Annotated in this window: 19 protein-coding genes; 5 read left to right on the top strand and 14 right to left on the bottom strand. The window is 51.3% G+C overall.

Going from position 1 to position 17,911, the window contains the following annotated elements; translation table 11 throughout:
• Positions 1 to 408: 408 nt before the first annotated feature.
• On the top strand, positions 409 to 984 hold the full coding sequence (locus AAZR23_RS02755; RefSeq protein ID WP_166707465.1) for a class I SAM-dependent methyltransferase: 576 nt from the start codon (positions 409 to 411) through the stop codon (positions 982 to 984).
• A 66-nt stretch (positions 985 to 1,050) separates the two neighbouring features.
• Positions 1,051 to 1,503 carry a GNAT family N-acetyltransferase gene (locus AAZR23_RS02750; RefSeq protein WP_434690418.1) on the top strand — a complete coding sequence of 151 codons (453 nt, stop codon included), beginning with the start codon at positions 1,051 to 1,053 and terminating at the stop codon, positions 1,501 to 1,503.
• A gap of 4 nt (positions 1,504 to 1,507) precedes the next feature.
• Here AAZR23_RS02750 and cysM read toward each other — a convergent pair whose 3' ends face one another.
• The 8 genes from cysM to AAZR23_RS02710 all read right to left on the bottom strand — a co-directional run bounded on the left by cysM (position 1,508) and on the right by AAZR23_RS02710 (position 8,387).
• A complete protein-coding gene (gene cysM / locus AAZR23_RS02745) occupies positions 1,508 to 2,389 on the bottom strand; it encodes a cysteine synthase CysM (protein WP_434690417.1) in 882 nt (293 codons plus the stop codon).
• A 78-nt stretch (positions 2,390 to 2,467) separates the two neighbouring features.
• Positions 2,468 to 3,550 carry an ATP-binding cassette domain-containing protein gene (locus tag AAZR23_RS02740; RefSeq protein ID WP_434690414.1) on the bottom strand — a complete coding sequence of 361 codons (1,083 nt, stop codon included), beginning with the start codon at positions 3,548 to 3,550 and terminating at the stop codon, positions 2,468 to 2,470.
• On the bottom strand, positions 3,540 to 4,382 hold the full coding sequence (gene cysW / locus AAZR23_RS02735; protein WP_166707461.1) for a sulfate/thiosulfate ABC transporter permease CysW: 843 nt from the start codon (positions 4,380 to 4,382) through the stop codon (positions 3,540 to 3,542). The genes AAZR23_RS02740 and cysW overlap by 11 nt, the downstream gene beginning before the upstream one ends.
• Entirely contained in the window at positions 4,375 to 5,202 is an 828-nt protein-coding gene (cysT, locus tag AAZR23_RS02730; RefSeq protein WP_434690411.1) for a sulfate/thiosulfate ABC transporter permease CysT, read from the bottom strand. Before cysT ends, cysW begins: the two co-directional genes overlap by 8 nt.
• 1 nt (position 5,203) lies before the next feature.
• Complete coding sequence (gene cysP / locus AAZR23_RS02725; RefSeq protein WP_046892484.1) at positions 5,204 to 6,235, bottom strand: thiosulfate ABC transporter substrate-binding protein CysP; 1,032 nt, start codon at positions 6,233 to 6,235, stop codon at positions 5,204 to 5,206.
• A 114-nt stretch (positions 6,236 to 6,349) separates the two neighbouring features.
• Complete coding sequence (locus AAZR23_RS02720) at positions 6,350 to 6,517, bottom strand: DUF2933 domain-containing protein (protein ID WP_166707459.1); 168 nt, start codon at positions 6,515 to 6,517, stop codon at positions 6,350 to 6,352.
• A 277-nt stretch (positions 6,518 to 6,794) separates the two neighbouring features.
• Positions 6,795 to 7,691, bottom strand: coding sequence for a Dyp-type peroxidase (locus AAZR23_RS02715; RefSeq protein WP_218427961.1), 897 nt, complete (start codon positions 7,689 to 7,691; stop codon positions 6,795 to 6,797).
• 102 nt (positions 7,692 to 7,793) lie between these two features.
• Positions 7,794 to 8,387: an RpoE-regulated lipoprotein gene (locus AAZR23_RS02710; RefSeq protein WP_218427959.1), complete on the bottom strand. Its 594-nt coding sequence runs from the start codon at positions 8,385 to 8,387 to the stop codon at positions 7,794 to 7,796.
• Between the two features lie 181 nt (positions 8,388 to 8,568).
• Here AAZR23_RS02710 and AAZR23_RS02705 point away from each other — a divergent pair, with 181 nt between their 5' ends.
• Positions 8,569 to 8,982 carry a YgiW/YdeI family stress tolerance OB fold protein gene (locus tag AAZR23_RS02705; RefSeq protein ID WP_166707456.1) on the top strand — a complete coding sequence of 138 codons (414 nt, stop codon included), beginning with the start codon at positions 8,569 to 8,571 and terminating at the stop codon, positions 8,980 to 8,982.
• On the opposite strand, the gene AAZR23_RS02700 is transcribed toward AAZR23_RS02705, so the two are convergent.
• Positions 8,979 to 9,410 carry a GNAT family acetyltransferase gene (locus tag AAZR23_RS02700; protein ID WP_127376424.1) on the bottom strand — a complete coding sequence of 144 codons (432 nt, stop codon included), beginning with the start codon at positions 9,408 to 9,410 and terminating at the stop codon, positions 8,979 to 8,981. The genes AAZR23_RS02705 and AAZR23_RS02700 overlap by 4 nt on opposite strands.
• Positions 9,411 to 9,523: 113 nt before the next feature.
• Between AAZR23_RS02700 and hemF the strand changes: the two genes are divergently transcribed.
• Together hemF and AAZR23_RS02690 are read left to right on the top strand one after the other, a co-directional pair.
• A complete protein-coding gene (gene hemF, locus AAZR23_RS02695; protein ID WP_434690405.1) occupies positions 9,524 to 10,429 on the top strand; it encodes an oxygen-dependent coproporphyrinogen oxidase in 906 nt (301 codons plus the stop codon).
• A 101-nt stretch (positions 10,430 to 10,530) separates the two neighbouring features.
• Positions 10,531 to 11,631, top strand: coding sequence for a M4 family metallopeptidase (locus AAZR23_RS02690; RefSeq protein WP_434690402.1), 1,101 nt, complete (start codon positions 10,531 to 10,533; stop codon positions 11,629 to 11,631).
• 471 nt (positions 11,632 to 12,102) lie between these two features.
• Here the strand turns inward: AAZR23_RS02690 and AAZR23_RS02685 are convergent, their stop codons facing one another.
• From AAZR23_RS02685 to hisS, 5 genes are all read right to left on the bottom strand, one after another.
• Positions 12,103 to 12,891: a hypothetical protein gene (locus AAZR23_RS02685; RefSeq protein WP_434690399.1), complete on the bottom strand. Its 789-nt coding sequence runs from the start codon at positions 12,889 to 12,891 to the stop codon at positions 12,103 to 12,105.
• 121 nt (positions 12,892 to 13,012) lie between these two features.
• The gene (gene der, locus AAZR23_RS02680; RefSeq protein ID WP_112550682.1) at positions 13,013 to 14,518 is read right to left on the bottom strand and encodes a ribosome biogenesis GTPase Der; all 1,506 of its coding nucleotides are present in this window, start codon (positions 14,516 to 14,518) and stop codon (positions 13,013 to 13,015) included.
• A 148-nt stretch (positions 14,519 to 14,666) separates the two neighbouring features.
• On the bottom strand, positions 14,667 to 15,839 hold the full coding sequence (gene bamB / locus AAZR23_RS02675; RefSeq protein ID WP_434690397.1) for an outer membrane protein assembly factor BamB: 1,173 nt from the start codon (positions 15,837 to 15,839) through the stop codon (positions 14,667 to 14,669).
• Between the two features lie 14 nt (positions 15,840 to 15,853).
• Positions 15,854 to 16,471 carry a YfgM family protein gene (locus AAZR23_RS02670; protein WP_107678392.1) on the bottom strand — a complete coding sequence of 206 codons (618 nt, stop codon included), beginning with the start codon at positions 16,469 to 16,471 and terminating at the stop codon, positions 15,854 to 15,856.
• 10 nt (positions 16,472 to 16,481) lie between these two features.
• Positions 16,482 to 17,762, bottom strand: a complete 1,281-nt coding sequence (gene hisS, locus AAZR23_RS02665) for a histidine--tRNA ligase (RefSeq protein ID WP_046892495.1) — start codon at positions 17,760 to 17,762, stop codon at positions 16,482 to 16,484.
• Between the last annotated feature and the right edge of the window lie 149 nt (positions 17,763 to 17,911).

Genomic DNA, 17,911 nt, shown 5'->3' with positions numbered 1-17,911 from the left:
GGCTTTTATTCAGCATAATATGCCGGTGCGGAGTGTCATGTTTATTCCGTTAATGTCAGCTTTTGCAAAAATCGCTGTCATCCCTGTACTAACGGCCGCTTAATCCGCTATTCTTTTCCTGTCAGCTACCTTATTCATTCATCTGATTATTATTTATAACAAATCAATCTTATCTGCCCATTAATTAAAAACCGAAAATAAGACACAGTATATTATTGTTTTATATTACAGTTTTATGAAATTTATCATTTTATTCTCTGCTAAAAAATACCTTATTTATCTATAGAGGAAAGGGAATAATCAGCATATGATATTGAATATGTTTCACCGACGTGACCATTTAAACGTGCGTTGTATGTTGTGTTCTGTTTTGCTGAACATCTGCCGGGTTTGTAAGGAATGCTTATTATGGAAGTATCAAACTATTCACCGTTACTGAGCTATTACGCGTACATTAAAAAATTTATTGCGTCTCCGGCAACCATGGGAACCATTACCCCCTCATCACGCTGGCTGTGTCGTGCAATGGTCCGCCACGTCGACTGGAACGGTGTTCAGCATTTTGCTGAACTGGGTGCCGGTACCGGGGTTATCACCCGTCAGATTCTGGATCAGATGAATCCGCAGGCAAAACTGGATGCCTACGAGATTGATCCGTATTTTGTCAGTCTGCTGAATAAATTTCAGGACAGCCGTCTGGGGATTTTTTCGGACTCGGCAGAAAAACTGAACCACCCGTATAATGTGATTTTTTCCGGCCTGCCGTTCCTGTCAATTGACCGCCGGGTCGGGCTGCGTATTCTGAAAGCAGTACGTGACAATCTTGAAATCAGTAACGGACAGTTTATTCTGTTTCAGTACACCACCAAGTTTGAGAAATACCTGCACCGCTATTTCCATTTCCGTAAAGAGCGTGTGATGTTTAACGTTCCGCCGGCGTGGGTGTATATCTGTACCCCTAAAAGACGTCATACCAATAACTGATCATCCGCAGGTGTCCCGCCATACCGGGACACCTGCCATCTCAATACCTCTGATTTACAGGTTATTATGTTAACTGTCATTCCTGCAAAACCGGCTTATTTTCCGCGCCTTGTGGCTATCTGGGAATCATCCGTCCGCGCCACACATGATTTTTTAAGTGAGGCTGATATTGAAAAGCTGCGTCCGCTGCTGCTGAATACCTATCTGCCGAATCTGAATGTAGTGATGGCACAGGATGAAAACGGAGAGATTCACGGCTTCCTCGGCACAGACGGAAACCGGATTGAGATGCTGTTTGCGGATGCGGCAATACGCGGCAAAGGCACCGGTAAATTCCTGCTGAATTATGCGGTTGAGCAGTTACAGGCCGATGAGCTGGATGTGAATGAACAAAACCCGCAGGGCGCCGGTTTTTACCGCCATATGGGCTTTATACATACAGGCCGTTCTGAACTGGATGGTGAGGGAAACCCGTTCCCGCTGCTGCACATGAAATATACCGGCAAAACAGCGGGATGATGTCTCAGCCGAAGACACCGGTTGAGAGATAACGGTCACCGCGATCGCAAATGACAGCCACAATCACCGCTCCCGGTTTTTCTTTCGCAATCCTCAGCGCACCGGCTACCGCCCCGCCGGAGCTGACCCCGCAGAAAATACCTTCCTGCTGTGCAAGCTGACGCATGGTGTTCTCCGCGTCCTGCTGGGTAATATCCAGAATATCATCCACCAGCTGCGGCTGAAAAATACCCGGCAGATACCCCGGTGACCAGCGCCGTATCCCCGGAATCTGGCTGTTTTCCGCCGGTTGCAGACCGGTGATATTCACCTGCGGCGCGACCTCTTTCAGGTAACGCGCCACCCCGGTGATGGTGCCGGTGGTGCCCATCGCGGAAACAAAATGTGTGATACGGCCAGCGGTCTGCTGCCAGATCTCCGGGCCGGTTGTCCGGTAGTGGGCCAGCGGATTATCGGGGTTATTAAACTGATCGAGCACATACCCCTCCCCGTCCGCTGCCATCTGCCGCGCCAGATCCCGTGCTCCTTCCATGCCCTGCGCCCGGCTGACCAGCACCAGTTCCGCACCGTACGCCTTCATGGCGGCCTGACGTTCGGCACTCATATTTTCCGGCATCAGCAATTTTAATTTGTATCCGCGTATGGCGGAAATCATCGCCAGTGCAATACCGGTATTGCCGCTGGTGGCTTCAATCAGCGTGTCGCCGGGACGAATTTCCCCGCGCTGTTCAGCGCCTTCAATCATACTTTTTGCCGCACGATCTTTTACCGAGCCGCCGGGGTTATTGCCTTCCGGTTTGATCCAGATTTCCGCACCGTACTCTTCCCCCAGCCGGGCAAGCCGGAAAAGCGGGGTATTACCGATACTATTACTGATAGATGCCACGTTATTCAGCCTCCTGAGCCGTAAACTGAAACCATACCGCCGCAGCAAGGCAATATGCAACCGGATTTATTCTCATGTTCATGCGCACTGCGCCTGCGGCAGCAGTGCCAGTTCGTGTTCACCGCGGAACAGCCGCAGCTCTCTGATAGTCAGCCAGACAGAATCACCGGCAGCAGCGCGGGTGTCCGGCGGTAATATCACCGTCACTTCATCTTCTGCGGCTTCCGTGGTCACCACCGCAGTACGGTAGTGACCGTGTGAACGGAGCGTCACTATCCGTGCAGCAACCGCATCTGCTGAAAACGTATGTTTCAGTGTCAGCGACCACGGGCGGACAAATACCGCCACCGGCCCGGAACCGGCCGTCAGCGCGGTAACCGGCTGATGCACACCGCCGACCCGTACCACACCGTCAGTACCGATATCACCGCGAAAAATATTTATCTGACCAAGAAATTCCGTCACAAAACGGTTACTGTCATCATTGCCGAGGCTTTCCGGTGCCGCGACCTGCTCTATATGCCCGCTGCGCATTACCACGATACGGTCGGCCACTTCCAGTGCTTCTTCCTGATCGTGTGTCACAAACACAGCGGTGAATCCCAGCGACTGATGCAGCTGACGCAGCCAGCGGCGCAGTTCGGTTCTCACCCCGGCATCCAGTGCACCGAACGGCTCATCCAGCAGCAGGATACGCGGCTCCGCCGCCAGCGCTCTGGCCAGTGCCACCCGCTGCTGCTGCCCTCCGGAAAGCTGCGCCGGATACCGGTCCGCCAGGTGCGGCATCTGAATTTTTTCCAGCAGTGACATTACTTTATCGCGGATCTGTATTTTTGACGGCCGTGTTTTACGCGGCAGAACGGTCAGCCCGAACGCAATATTGTCAAACACCGTCATATGCCGGAACAACGCATAGTGCTGGAATACAAACCCGGCACGGCGCTCACCGGCGGCCATTCCGGAGACTTCCTCACCGCTGATATACAGTTCACCGGCGGTATGAGGCGTCAGCCCGGCAATAATGCGCAGCAGTGTGGTTTTTCCGGAGCCGGACGGCCCCAGTAACGCCACCATTTCACCGTCCGCCACCGACAGCGAGATATCCTGCAATACCGGCTCTGCGCCGAAATGATGTGTCAGATGACGGATTTCAATGCTCATATTTCCTCCGGTATCCCTGATATGCCATCACCCCGTGACGAATGCATAAGGTCACAACAGCCATCAGCGCCAGCAGCCCGGATGCGGTAAACGCCGCCACCGTCTGATAATCCTGATGCAATAATTCCACCTGCAGCGGCAAAGTGAACGTCTCCCCGCGAATCGCCCCGGAAACCACTGAGACCGCACCAAACTCCCCGATAGCACGGGCATTGGTCAGTATCACACCGTAAAACAACGGCCAGCGGATATTCGGCAGCGTCACCCGCCACCAAATCTGCCACGCACGGGCTCCCAGCAGTACAGCAGCTTCTTCTTCCTGAGCCCCCTGACTGAGCATCACCGGCACCAGCTCCCTGACCACATAGGGACAGGTCACAAAAATAGTCACCAGCACAATCCCCGGCAGCGCAAACATGATTTGGGTATCCAGCGAGCTTTCCAGAAACCCGCCAAGCCAGCTGTTCGAGCCGTACAGCAGCAGGTAAAGCAGCCCGGCAATCACCGGCGATACCGCAAACGGCAGATCAGCCAGCGTCAGCAGCAACTGACGGCCGGGAAAACGGAACCGTGTCACCAGCCACGCCAGCAGTGTGCCGAAAATCAGATTCACCGGTACGGTGATCAGCGCCACAATCAGCGTCAGCCAGATAGCATGCAGCATATCCGCCTCCGCCAGCGCCCGGACCACACCACCGATACCGTCAGATAACGCGGTGACAAAAATCCATATCAGCGGAACAATCAGGATCACAAACGTCAGCAGCAGACCGGCGCCAATCAGCAGCCACTTCTGCCACGGGAAACGCCTGCGGCGCAATGAATCAGCCATGTGACCTGCCTGTGCGCAACCCGGCGCGGCTCTGGATGATATTCACCGCCAGCAGCAGCACCAGTGATGTCATCAGCACCACAGAGGCAATAGCTGCTGCTGCCGGATATTCAAATTCCTGCAAACGGACAAAAATCAGGAACGATACCACTTCCGTCTGCCACGCCAGATTACCGGCGATAAAAATCACCGCGCCGAACTCACCGAGACTGCGGGTAAACGATAAAACGGTGCCCGCCAGGGCGGCAGGCGCAATTTCCGGCCAGATCACACGGCAGAATATCTGAAAACGCGAAGCACCCAGCGTTTCTGCCGCTTCCTCATATTCCGGTTTCAGGGTTTCCAGCACCGGCTGTACCGTGCGGACAACAAACGGAATACTGGTAAACATCATCGCGACAGCAATACCAATCCAGGTATTCACCAGCGTGATATTAAATGAGTCAAAAAAACGGCCGTACCAGCCGTTGGGGGCAAACAGTGTGGCGAGTGTCAGCCCCGCTACCGCGGTGGGCAGTGCAAAGGGCAGATCCATCAGGCCGTCGAGAATACGGCGGCCGGGAAAGCGGTAGCGGGTCAGAATCCAGGCCATCAGCACACCAAAAACAGCATTGAACAGACTGGCGGCCAGCGCAGCGAGCAGCGTGACTTTATAGGCGGCAACCACCTGCGGACCGGTGATCACCTGCCAGTACTGCGCCCAGCTCATCTGTGACAGCTGTAATACCAGCGCGGTGAGGGGCAGCAGCAGGATCAGCCCGCTGTAAAGCAGGGTAAACCCGAGGGACAGGCCGAATCCCGGCAATACCCGCCTTGCCATATCAGCGTCCCTGAGCCATCAGAGTGTCAAATTCACCGCCTGAATTAAAACGACTTTTCATCACTTCAGACCATGAACCAAACTGATCTTCCACTTTAAACAGCGTGACCGGCGGAAATTGTCCTTTGGTCGCCGCCATCACATCCGGGTCGGTAACACGGTAATTAAACTGAGTCATTTTTGCCTGCGCAGCCGGGCTGTACAGGAAAGTCAGATACGCATCAGCAACGGCCTGAGTGCCATTTTTTTCCGTGTTTTTATCCACCCGCGCCACCGGAAATTCCGCCAGAATATTCGATGCCGGAACGATAACATCGTAATCATCCGCGCCATATTCATTGCGGATATTATTCACTTCTGATTCAAAACTGATCAGTACATCTCCCAGCCCGCGGTCGATAAATGACGTGGTGGCTCCGCGGCCGCCGGTATCAAATACCGCGACATTACTGAGGAATTTTTTCATCTGCTCCTGCGTTTTAGCACTGTTTTTACCGTTTTTCTGCTGCCAGAAACCCTCCGCAGCCAGGTAAGTATAGCGGCCGTTACCGGAGGTTTTCGGATTCGGGAAGACGATTTTCACATCATCACGCAGCAGGGAATCCCAGTCTTTTATCTGTTTCGGGTTTCCTTTGCGCACCAGAAAAGCCATGGTGGAATAATACGGAGAACTGTTATTCGGCAGACGGGCCTGCCAGTCAGCCGCCAGCAGGTTTCCTTTATCATGCAGAATCTGCACATCTGTCACCTGGTTATAAGTGACCACATCTGCCCGCAGTCCCTGTAATATCGCCAGGGCCTGTTTTGAGGAGCCGCCGTGCGACTGGCGGATAGTCAGCGGATCGTCCGGGTGTTCCGCATTCCACTGTTTTTCAAACAACGGATTAATGTCCGTGAATAACTCACGGGCAATATCATAGGAGCTGTTCAGCAGCTGAGCAGCACCGGCGGCGCCACTCCACACCGCAGAGAGGAGCAGCAGACCGGCAGGTAATACAGCGTTGGCAGACAGTTTCACGGCGGAGAACCTCATTATGATGATGCGTTTCAGGGAACTCCGGTCAGTGTGCATATATCAGTAAAGTGATACAAGCCATTTACTTATACCATTATGGAATTATATATAGTGATTATTTCCTTCCGGATATTATGCATCGATATGTTTCTTTTCTTCCTGCTTTGCTGATGCTTTTTCATTATGCTGATTGTGATCACAACTGCCGTGTGAACCGTGTCCTCTGTGCATAAAGAAGTGCATCAGCGGGCAAATCAGTAACATCAGCAGAAACCAGTTTTCTCTGAAAAATTCGTACATGGGGAACCTCCTGTGTGGTTGATACCTGCAGGATAGGGGTTGCCCTCAGGGGAAGGTACAGCGGAATAGTGTCATTTAACCTTTGTTTTTGTAAGGATAAAGACAGTGCCGGTTGGTAGTGTCCGGGAGCGCTGCCACAACAGACAAAACGAAAAGCCGCTGTAAATACCTCCCTGTAAGCTCAGGCGCGTCATCCATGACGCGCATGCTTTTCGTTCACTTGTCCGTTGCTTCAGCTATACATAAGCAACTGTGTGACTCACCGCATAATCTGCTATTACAGCGCGCTCAGCTGTTCCAGCGACGGCGCATAATAGTAAGCACCTGTTTTCGGTTTACTGAAACGCAGCAGATCATCAAATTTGCCGTCAGTTTCACCGAACATACTCAGCAGTTGCTGCTCAATATTGTGCAGACGACCGCAGTACGCGATAAAGAACAGTCCGTGCTCACCACTGGCAGTACCGTACGGCAGGCTCTGGCGCAGAATGGAAAGTTCTTCGCCCTCCTCCTCAATGACCACACGGGATACATGGGAAGTCACGTTACGCACATTCTCATCCAGCTCGGTGCTGTCTGCTTTGGTGCGGCCAATCATTTTTTCCTGCTGCTCTTCGGAAAAACGCGTCCATTTATTCAGGCTGTGCGCCCAGCGCTGTGTGAGGATATAACTGCCGCCCGCATCTTCTCCATCCGCGATCAGTGCCACATCCGGACGCTCTTCCCCTTCCGGGTTTTCAGTACCGTCAATGAAACCGCTCAGGTCGCGCTCTTCTGTCCAGCGGAAACCGTGTGTTTCACCCTGAATATCAACCGCACCGGCAAATGCCGCCACCGCCGCCTGTGCCAGCGAGAAGTTGATATCATGACGCTGAGAATGAATGTGGATCAGTAAATCATACTGAGTGGCCGGTGCCAGACCGCGCCCCAGTTCACGGAAGTTTTTCAGTTCCGGCGCACTGCTCTCACTGCCCAGCTGACGCCACAGATCATGACCGAATGCCACTGTCGCACTCAGCTGATCAGAGGCAAATTGTGCCTGTAATTTTTTCAGTGCCGCCAGGAAAATCTGACAACCGCGCCGGATTGCCGGTAAATCATCTTTCGTGTTTGCTTCAATAAAAATACCGAAACGGCAGTGTTCCGGCAGAATACCGCTTTGTGCTTGTGACATATTGCTCCCTTTGCATCGTCAGTCTGATCAGGAAATGGCCTTATCATAAATCACTGACACGGAATTACATTGCTATTCCGCAAGTTCATCTGTCATTGCGGGTTATTTATTTGCCCAGACGATATAACTGACTGTCCAGTTTTTCAGAATATCATCTGACGGCATCAGTGTTTCAGGACCAAACCAGATTCCGCGGAAAACATAGGAAATACGCGGGGTCTGTGGTGAACGACAGATAACCTGTGCAACATTGTCAAATTCAGATGTCAGCGTACAGGCACCGGCAGCGGCCTGCGGATAGATATCAGAAAACCGTGTTCCGGTTCCGGTATCCCACTCAGTGCGGATATCCGCATCATTGACGACAATACGCTGCACAGTTCCGTTTTCCGGCCCGGACAGCCGGATAACGGTTTTATCATCCTTCCGGCCCTCAAAAATCTTAACGATCTCACCCTGCTCTGTCTGCATACCACCGCGCAGCGTGTATTTGTCGTCCAGACCCTGACTGATTGCACTTTCTGTCATGGCGGTCTGATTATTCACATCACCGACCCCCTGTGCCGTCATCGTCATTGCACTGCTGCTGAACCAGCTTACCGGCGATAATGATGACCATGAAAACGAACTGCACCCGTTCAGCATCAGTACGGTACCGGCCACGGCGGCCAGTTTAATTGCCTGATAACACTTCATTCATTGCTCCTTTCATTCGGTTCAGATATCAGACTCCGGAATTGACAAAACATTCATTCTGAATTATTACATCAAATAACTTTAATGAAATAAGTATATTTACGAATTCAGTAAATTAACGTTTCCGATAAGATATGTCCCGGCATATCACCGACATTCTCATTTACCGGCGTCGTAAGCTATGGCTGAAATGACATTCACATCATCGTCTTTTTACCTGTTTTCAGCAGTTGTTCTGACAGGTATATCAGGGTTTCAGCCTGCTGCTGCTTTGCCGTCATTTTCCGCGTATGAATATCATCAGAGTACTGTCAAATGTGAAACGCCGCAGCGTTTTGTCATCAAACAACTGCCCTATCTGCAGGATAACAGCCGTGTGATCCTGGAAGGTAATATTCAGTCTCAGATTTCAGCGGAACACTATCTGCTGGGGGATTACAGCGGTATTGTCGAAGTAAAAATCCCGGCAGATTTGTGGGGAAAAAAGATTATCACGACTAACGATATTATCCGTATTGAAGGCGGAATGGAAAAAGACCGCCATGAGATTGTGGTGACTGCCGATGCGCTCAGTGTGGTGAATCCGGGCAGTTAATATTCCGGATCGGTGAGCAGGCGTTTCGTGTAGGTCAGGCTGTCCTGCTGACATTCGTCGTAAGCCAGTTTGTCAAACATACTCAGCGTGGCGGTATTGTCATCCGGGATCACCAGCAGCAGTTGCGGACATCCCCGCGCCAGCAGCTTTTTCTCCAGTCTCACCACCATGGCGTTTGCAATTCCCCGCCCCTGAAACTCCGGATGCACGGCCAGGTAATAGGCATAACCCCGGTATCCGTCATAGCCGCCCAGCAGCGTACCCACCACTTCACCGTTGACCTCTGCCACCAGAAACAGTGCCGGATCATGTGCCATTTTCCGCTCGATCACGGTTTCCGGGTCATCCGGAGGGGTGACCAGATCACAGCGTTCCCAGAGCGCAACAACCTCTTCAAAATCACCTTGCTGAAATGTGCGAATGTCCATACCGTTACCTGTCTGCCGGTTGTCTGCCCGTGTCCGTGACGGAACGGGTGTGATATCTTATAAAAACAAAATGATATACTAAAGTTTATCCGCAGCTCAATGGTCGTGATGTAATGAATATCCCTGATAGTGACAGTGTTAAAGATTTTTTCCTTCAATTGCAGGACTCCCTTTGCGGACAACTGGCCGCCAGTGACGGCGGTGCGGCGTTTACTGAAGATAAATGGCAGCGGGAGTCCGGCGGCGGCGGACGCAGCCGGGTACTGAAATCCGGCGCACTGTTTGAGCAGGCCGGTGTCAATTTTTCACACGTCAGCGGGGATAATCTGCCGCCATCTGCCACCGCACACCGGCCGGAACTGGCCGGGTGCCGCTATCAGGCCATGGGTGTCTCTCTGGTGCTGCATCCGCATAATCCGTATGTGCCGGCCGCGCACGCTAATGTCCGCTTTTTTATGGCTGAAAAAGCCGGATGTGAGCCGGTCTGGTGGTTCGGCGGCGGTTTTGATCTGACACCTTTTTATCCGTTTGCCGAAGATGCTGTACACTGGCACACCGTGGCGCGGGATATCTGCCGGCCGCTGGGTGAGGATGCCTGGCCGCGTTATAAAAAATGGTGCGATGACTATTTTTATCTGAAACACCGTAATGAAGCCCGCGGTATCGGCGGTCTGTTCTTTGATGACCTGAATAAACCCGGTTTTGAGGAATGCTTTGCCTTTACTCAGGCTGTCGGCAACGGCTTTACCCGCGCTTATCTGCCCATCGCGGAGAAACGCCGTTCCGTCCCTTATGGTGAGCGCGAGCGGCAGTTCCAGCTCTACCGGCGCGGCCGCTACGTTGAGTTCAATCTGGTGTGGGATCGCGGAACCCTGTTCGGCTTACAGAGCGGCGGCCGGACAGAATCTATCCTGATGTCAATGCCGCCGCTGGTGCGCTGGGAATATGATTACCAGCCGCAGGCCGGTTCCCCTGAAGCCGCGCTGGACGATTTCCTGATCCCGCGGGACTGGGTCTGATATCAATTCACAGTGTGCTGACTGAAAAGCAGGCTGATAGTCTGCTGCGGTAAGTATTTTCCCCCGTAAAAATAGCGGTTCCAACCAGAGGAGAACCGCTTATGTCAGCACACGCCCCGCGCTATTCATTTTTACCGCCCTGGATTCTGAAGAAACGGCTGCTTCATGAAAAAAATAATGAAGAAGCGCTGTTATGCTATCAGCATATACACCAGCTTTTGGGTTACAGTCACCAGCCCGGCACAGACACCACTCCGTGCAATTATGCCTCTCTGACAGAAACCGGATGCCATTTACCGGTACACCGCCGTGTTATGCATCTGAAAAACCTGACTACCGTTCCTGCGCTGTATTACCGGGAAGACAGAAAAGCAAAAAACACACAGCACTATCCGGCCGTTCTCAGTGATACAGACACGGACAATATGTTTGAATACCTTAATATTATTTACGGTTTTTTCGACGATGTTTTTGATTACAAATCGTTCAATGACAGCAATGCCACTATCTCTGCCATGACACATTACGGGCGCGGCTATTGCAATGCGTTCTGGAACGGTGCTCACCTCGTTTTTGGTGCCGGTGATGCCCCGCTGAGTGAATCCCCGCTGTTCCTGAGTTTTGCTCAGCTGGATATCGCCACACACGAGTTTTCCCATGCCGTCATTGACCACCTTTCTCCGCTGACTTACAGCCATCAGTCCGGTGCCCTGAATGAATCCGTCTGTGATGTGTTTACCATCATGCTGGGCCATTATCACCGCCGCCACGCGAGCCACCAGGGGGACTGGCATATCGGCAGAACATTATTTAATAAACAGAGCGGCATAAAAGCATTACGTTCACTATCTTCACCGGGAAATGCCTATAACCATCCGGTGATTGGTAAGGATAAACAAGTGGCACATATGCGCGATTATGTTGAGCTGCCGGATGACCCGGAAAATGATAACGGCGGAGTGCATTGCTACTCCGGTATCCCGAATCATGCATTTTATCATTTCGCTTCCGCTCTCGGCGGGTACAGCTGGGAAGTGGCAGGCCAAATCTGGTTTGATACCCTGCGCAGAGGTAATCTGCCGCCGGAGTGTGATTTCCGGACTTTTGCCCGCGAGACCATGACCGTCGCCGGCGATAATTATGATGAGGAAGTTGCAGCGGTACTGATGAGTGCCTGGCACGCCGTCGGGCTGGAGCCGTGACCGCACCGGAGAAAGGCCACTGTATTCATTCCCGGGCTATCTTTCCCGGAATAACAACGGCTTTCATAACTGAGAGCCGTTTTATGCTATTTTCGCTTTTTTGCCGGCATTCTCCGTATTAGTCATTTCATTCTCATCTGATGGATTCGGCGTACTCAGCGTGATGATCGTGCTCTCCGTCAGGCCTGGGTTCTTCCCTGCATACCACAAGCCGGATCTTTATCCTCAATCAAAAAACTCAACCTACTTTAATTGGCCGCAAACTACGGCAGGGCAAGGCTATCCGGTTCCGCTGATTTACGGAGACCAAATTCTGCCGGATCCGCAGTTAACCGGCCTGAAACTATCGGTTGAGCAATTAATACCTGATCCGGTTATACCGGATATAGTACTACCATGACATTACACATATAGCGGAAAATTCTATTAATAATTTCATAAAAAACAATTTTTTCAATTCTCTAATGGTATTTATTGGTTAGGAAAACAGGTGCCAATAAATTGTACTTCCCCATTGCTTGATATTTCTGATGGAATCATATTTATTCCATTTTTTTTCATAAAATCGGATAATTCTTTAGTACAAAAATGATCTGTCCACTTTGTAATTCTTGATATATTTTTATCGTATGCAATGGAGTCGTTTGCTGCATCAGGTAAAGTAAATAGATTTTTATCAGATGTACTAAAGCGAATCATATATACATTTACAGGAGTGGTGGATGTATGTATTGAATCAATATATTTAACACGCCATTCTTTTGATTTTTCTGTTTTTTTATTAGCGTATTGTTCTAACCATTCGATCGCACTGTCATTTTCCTCAGATGTATCCGTTGAAATAAAATCTTTCTTAGTATATATATTTGATGCTAATACCTTTCCATTATTAATATCTCTAATTGTTAAAACATCATTAACAGTTGAAAAAAATATCTGAGAATCCGCCAAATCAGAACCATACCAACGAGCACCATTTAAGCGCTCATCTAAAGTACTAAGACGGGACATTGATTCTTTTCTGCAGAGGTACGACAAATGTGCTCCGTCTTGACTTCTTATATATTTTATTCTGACTACTTTATCTGATATTGATTGTGATTCCATTATATCAACATTACGTCCATAGACTGTAGATAAGCCAGCTTTACATATTTCATCCAGTGTGAATAGTTCCTGTTTTTCTGATGAAAAAGCATTTCTCATGCATACCATATTAAGAGAAAATAATATAATAAAAATTATCTTTGTTTTTTTCATATTAACACCCAATTATTTAAGTTAAGGCTATTTATTTTTAACTGGCAGGCAAAACAAAAAACCCCGGTAATCGGTTGTCCAATTATCGGGGGTCACTTCACAATGCCGGTTTTATTTTTTGTTAACGCCCTTTCTTAATATGGGACATCAGGCGTTTACGTTTCCGCAGTTGGGTCGCTGTCAGGACGTTTTTCTTATCCGCAAACGGGTTTTCACCCTCTTTAAACTGGATACGGATAGGCGTACCCATCACTTTCAGTGACTGACGGAAATAGTTCATCAGGTAGCGTTTATAGCCATCCGGTAAATCCGATACCTGGTTACCGTGGATAACAATAATCGGCGGGTTATAACCCCCTGCATGCGCATATTTCAGTTTGACACGGCGACCGCGCACCAGTGGCGGCTGATGATCGTCGGCTGCCATTTTCATAATGCGGGTGACCAGTGCGGTACTGACACGACGGGTCGCGCAGTCATACGCTTCCTGTACAGAATCGAACAGATTACCGACACCACTGCCGTGCAGCGCAGAGATAAAGTGGATACGGGCAAAATCAACAAAGCCGAGGCGCAGTTCCAGCATATCTTTGACATGATCACGGTCGTCTGCGGTCATACCATCCCATTTATTGATGGCGATAACCAGAGAGCGCCCGGCATTAAGAATAAAGCCCAGCAGTGACAGATCCTGGTCTGAGATCCCCTCACGGGCATCAATAACCAGCAGCACCACGTTAGCATCCTCAATGGCCTGCAATGTCTTGATGACCGAGAATTTTTCAACCGTTTCAGTGACTTTCCCGCGCTTACGCACACCCGCTGTATCGATAATGATATATTCGCGTCCGTCACGTTCCATCGGGATATAGATACTGTCGCGGGTTGTACCCGGCATATCGTAAACCACCACGCGCTCTTCGCCGAGGATACGGTTGGTCAGTGTGGATTTCCCGACATTCGGACGCCCGACAATCGCCATTTTAATCGGCTGATCAATCGGGTTGAAATCATCTTCCTCTTCACCGTCTTCCGTTTCTGCGGCCTGAGCCAGCGCTTCCTGCTCTTCCCAGTAAGCGGCGTTAGCTTCTTCTTCGGTTAACTCGCGATCATCATCCTCACTTTCCGGCTCGCCGTAGAACGGCACCAGAGCACGGGTGATCAGCTGACTCACGCCGCGTCCGTGTGATGCCGCGATAGGCACCACTTCGCCCAGACCCAGGCTGTAGAACTCGCCCAGCGCCAGATCCTGATCGATACCATCGATTTTGTTCGCCACCACAAACGTGGTTTTGTTATCGCGGCTGCGCAGATGTTTGGCGATACCGCTGTCCGCAGGCATCAGACCGGAACGGGCATCCACCATAAACAGCACGATATCGGCTTCTTCAATCGCCAGCAGTGACTGTGCGGCCATGTGGGTTTCAACACCCTCTTCCGTACCGTCAATACCCCCGGTATCGATAATAATAAATTCCTGTCCCTCAACCTCTGCACGACCGTACTTACGATCCCGCGTCAGGCCGGGGAAATCAGCAACCAACGCATCGCGCGTACGCGTTAAGCGGTTGAATAATGTGGACTTCCCGACATTGGGACGCCCGACCAGAGCAACGACAGGTATCATGCTTTTACTGCCTCATAACACTGAAAAAATCCCCTGCACCATACAGGAGATTAAAGACGAAACGGCCCCTGTCATTCAGGAGCCGTCAATGAAACCACTCCGCAGTCAGTTACCCTGCCGGAGTGATGCCGGAAACAGCGGTTTACTGTCAGCGGCGGAGTAAATACAGGCGTCCGTCACGGGCCTGTACCATCAGTTTATCACCGGCAACTGACGGACGGCTGAGAATACCTGAACTGCTCAGTTTATTCTGTGCCACGAACTGCCCGTTGGACGTATCCAGCCAGTGGAGATAACCTTCACCATCACCCACCACCAGGTACCCGTTAAAGAGTTCCGGTGCGGAAAGATTACGGTGCAGTAATTTATCCTGTGACCACATAGTGACGCCATCAGCAGCCCGCAGGCCATAGACGTTATCATTCTGATCAACGACATAGAGCGATTCGCCATCCAGCACCAGTTCATTCACTGAGCCGAAATCACGTTTCCACAGGATCTGCCCGCTGCGCATATCCATCGCCACCAGATTACCGTTATAAGCGATAGCATAAACACGGCCGTCAGCAACAACCGGCGTCATATCCACGTCATTCAGACGGCTGATTTCGGTGGTCCCGGTAGCCTGCGAAATACGCTGCTGCCAGATAAGCTGCCCCTGACCCAGCATAACCGCACTGACACGGCCGTTATCACCGCCGACAAACGCGGCGCCCATTGCCACGGCAGGTGCGGATTCACCACGGACCGACAGGCTCGGGGTATCCAGGTTCAGGCTCCAGCGCTGTTCGCCGGTAGCGGTATCGAATGCCTGCAGCAGACCATTACCGGTATGCACCAGCACCAGCCCCTCACTGACTTCCGGACGGGACAGCACTTCGCCGCCGGCGTTTGCCGTCCAGGCTATTTCACCGTCATTTGCGTTCAGGGCGATCAGTGTACCGCGTTCAGTACCCACATAAAGGTGTTCACCGGAAACAGTCAGACCGCCGGATAACATCGCCGGGATACCGGCAGATAAGAAACCGGTTTTTTCCGCCAGGTTCACTGACCAGATTTCAACGCCGGAATCGGCATCCAGCGCTTTGACCAGGCCATTGCGATCTGCGGCATAGATACTGCTGCCTTCCCATGCAGGGGAAAGGTGAGAATAGTATTTACCGATACCGTCACCGACGGATTTATCCCACACCGTTTCCGGTGTGAACTGATTTGTCACTTCTGGCAGTGGTGACATCACGATAGTATCCTGTTCACTTGAACAGCCGGCCAGCAGCACAGAAGCGACTAATCCCACCAGCAGTGTTTTACGCAGTTGCATTATCGATAGTCCCCTCACCCGGCTAAGTTATCGAGTTTGAATGTCATAACGGATTTGATAGTCCCGGCGCCTTCACTCTGAATACCGGCGGTATAGGCTTCCTGCGCGCCTTTTACATCCCCTTTCTGTAACAGGGCGTCACCGCGGATATCCTGTGCGTAAGCCGCCCAGCCTTTCCCTTTTATTGCCGCAACGGTTGCCAGCGCGGCATCCGGTTTTTTCTGTCCCAGCTGTACGCGGGCCAGACGTGCATTAATCAGATCTTTCAAATCTTCATTATCGGTTTTTGTCAGCGCCTGACTCAGGGCATTTTCCGCCGCAGGGAGGTCGTTGCTGTCAACCGCTTTCATCGCCAGATCAAGACCGGCGATGGCACCATAGTTATTGTTGGCATCCTTCGCAAAGGCCTGCAGACGGGCAGCCTGCTCCTCCGGAGAGCCTTTTGCCGCGATCGCCGTTTCATAGGCAATAGCCGCGTCCTGTAATTTGCTGACCTGGTGAGACTGATAATAGTTCCAGCCGGCGATACCGCCGATACCGATGATCAATCCTGCTGCGATTGCTTTGCCGTTTTCAACAAAGAAACTTTTCAGCGCTGATACCTGTTCATTGTCTGTGGTATAGACTTCCACACGTCTCTCCTTAACCTAAAAGTTCGCTCAGACGAGCGGAAAGCCCGCTCTGTGCCAGCGTCTGCTGCTCACCGGTGGCCAGTTCTTTGACAGTGACTGTCCCGTTGGCAATTTCATCCTCACCTAAAATCAGAGCGATACGCGCACCATTTTTATCCGCACGGCTCAGCTGTCTTTTAAAGTTGCCGCCGCCGTAGTTGGTCATGATACGCACATCCGGCAGGCTGTCGCGGATCTGTTCCGCCAGCATCATCGCTGCCACCTGGCTGCCTTCACCGAAAGACGCCAGATAAATATCGGTCACCGCTGTTTCGCTCACAAAATCAGGATTCACAGCCTGCACCAGCAGTACCATGCGCTCCAGACCCATCGCAAAACCAACCGCCGGGGTATTATGACCGCCGAGCTGCTCTACCAGCCCGTCGTAACGGCCGCCCGCGCAAACAGTCCCCTGCGAGCCCAGTGCGGTGGTTACCCACTCAAACACGGTGCGGTTGTAGTAATCCAGACCACGGACCAGACGCTGATTGATGCGGTACTGAATACCGGCAGCATCCAGAATCGCGCACAGGCCGTCAAAGTGAGTTTTGGATTCTTCATCAAGATAATCAAACAGTGCCGGTGCATCGTTCAGGAGCTCCTGAACAACTTTGTCTTTGGAATCCAGCACACGCAGCGGGTTGGTGTACATCCGGCGTTTGCAGTCTTCATCCAGCTTGTCTTTGTGCTGTTCCAGGAACGCGACCAGCGCTTCGCGGTAGTTTGCACGCGCCTGCAATGAACCGATTGAGTTCAGTTCCAGGGTGACATGCTCCGCGATGCCCAGTTCACGCCACCAGCGGGCGGTCATCATAATCAGCTCGGCGTCAATATCCGGACCGCTCAGGCCGAAAATTTCCGCTCCCAGCTGATGGAACTGACGATAACGGCCTTTCTGCGGACGCTCATGGCGGAACATCGGCCCGATATACCAGAGACGCTGTTCCTGATTATACAGCAGACCCTTTTCAATCCCGGCACGAACACAGCCCGCTGTTCCTTCCGGCCGCAGTGTTAAACTCACATTTTCTTCGCGGTCCTGAAAAGAGTACATTTCCTTTTCAACAACATCAGTCACTTCACCGATGGCGCGCTGAAACAGGGGGGTATGCTCGACGATCGGCGTACGGATTTCACTGATCCCGTAGCTTGTCAGAATGCGTTTAAGCGTGTTTTCAATACGCTGCCATACCGCAGTATCAGCAGGCAGATAATCATTCATACCACGAACAGATTGGATTTTTGTCGCCACGTTAATTCTCTTAACTCAATGAAATATGTTTCCGATTATAAAAGCGACCCTGTGCGGGCGCAATATCGGGAGGCGGATATATCGTCTTAAAACAGCATATCGTCTTAAAACCGTATCTCTGCCAAAACAGACAAAACCGGCTCATCAGT

It is taken from the genome of Morganella sp. Je.2.23 (assembly GCF_051129855.1).
Taxonomy (GTDB): Bacteria; Pseudomonadota; Gammaproteobacteria; order Enterobacterales; family Enterobacteriaceae; genus Morganella; species Morganella sibonii.
This window is presented reverse-complemented; position numbering and strand designations above follow the sequence as displayed.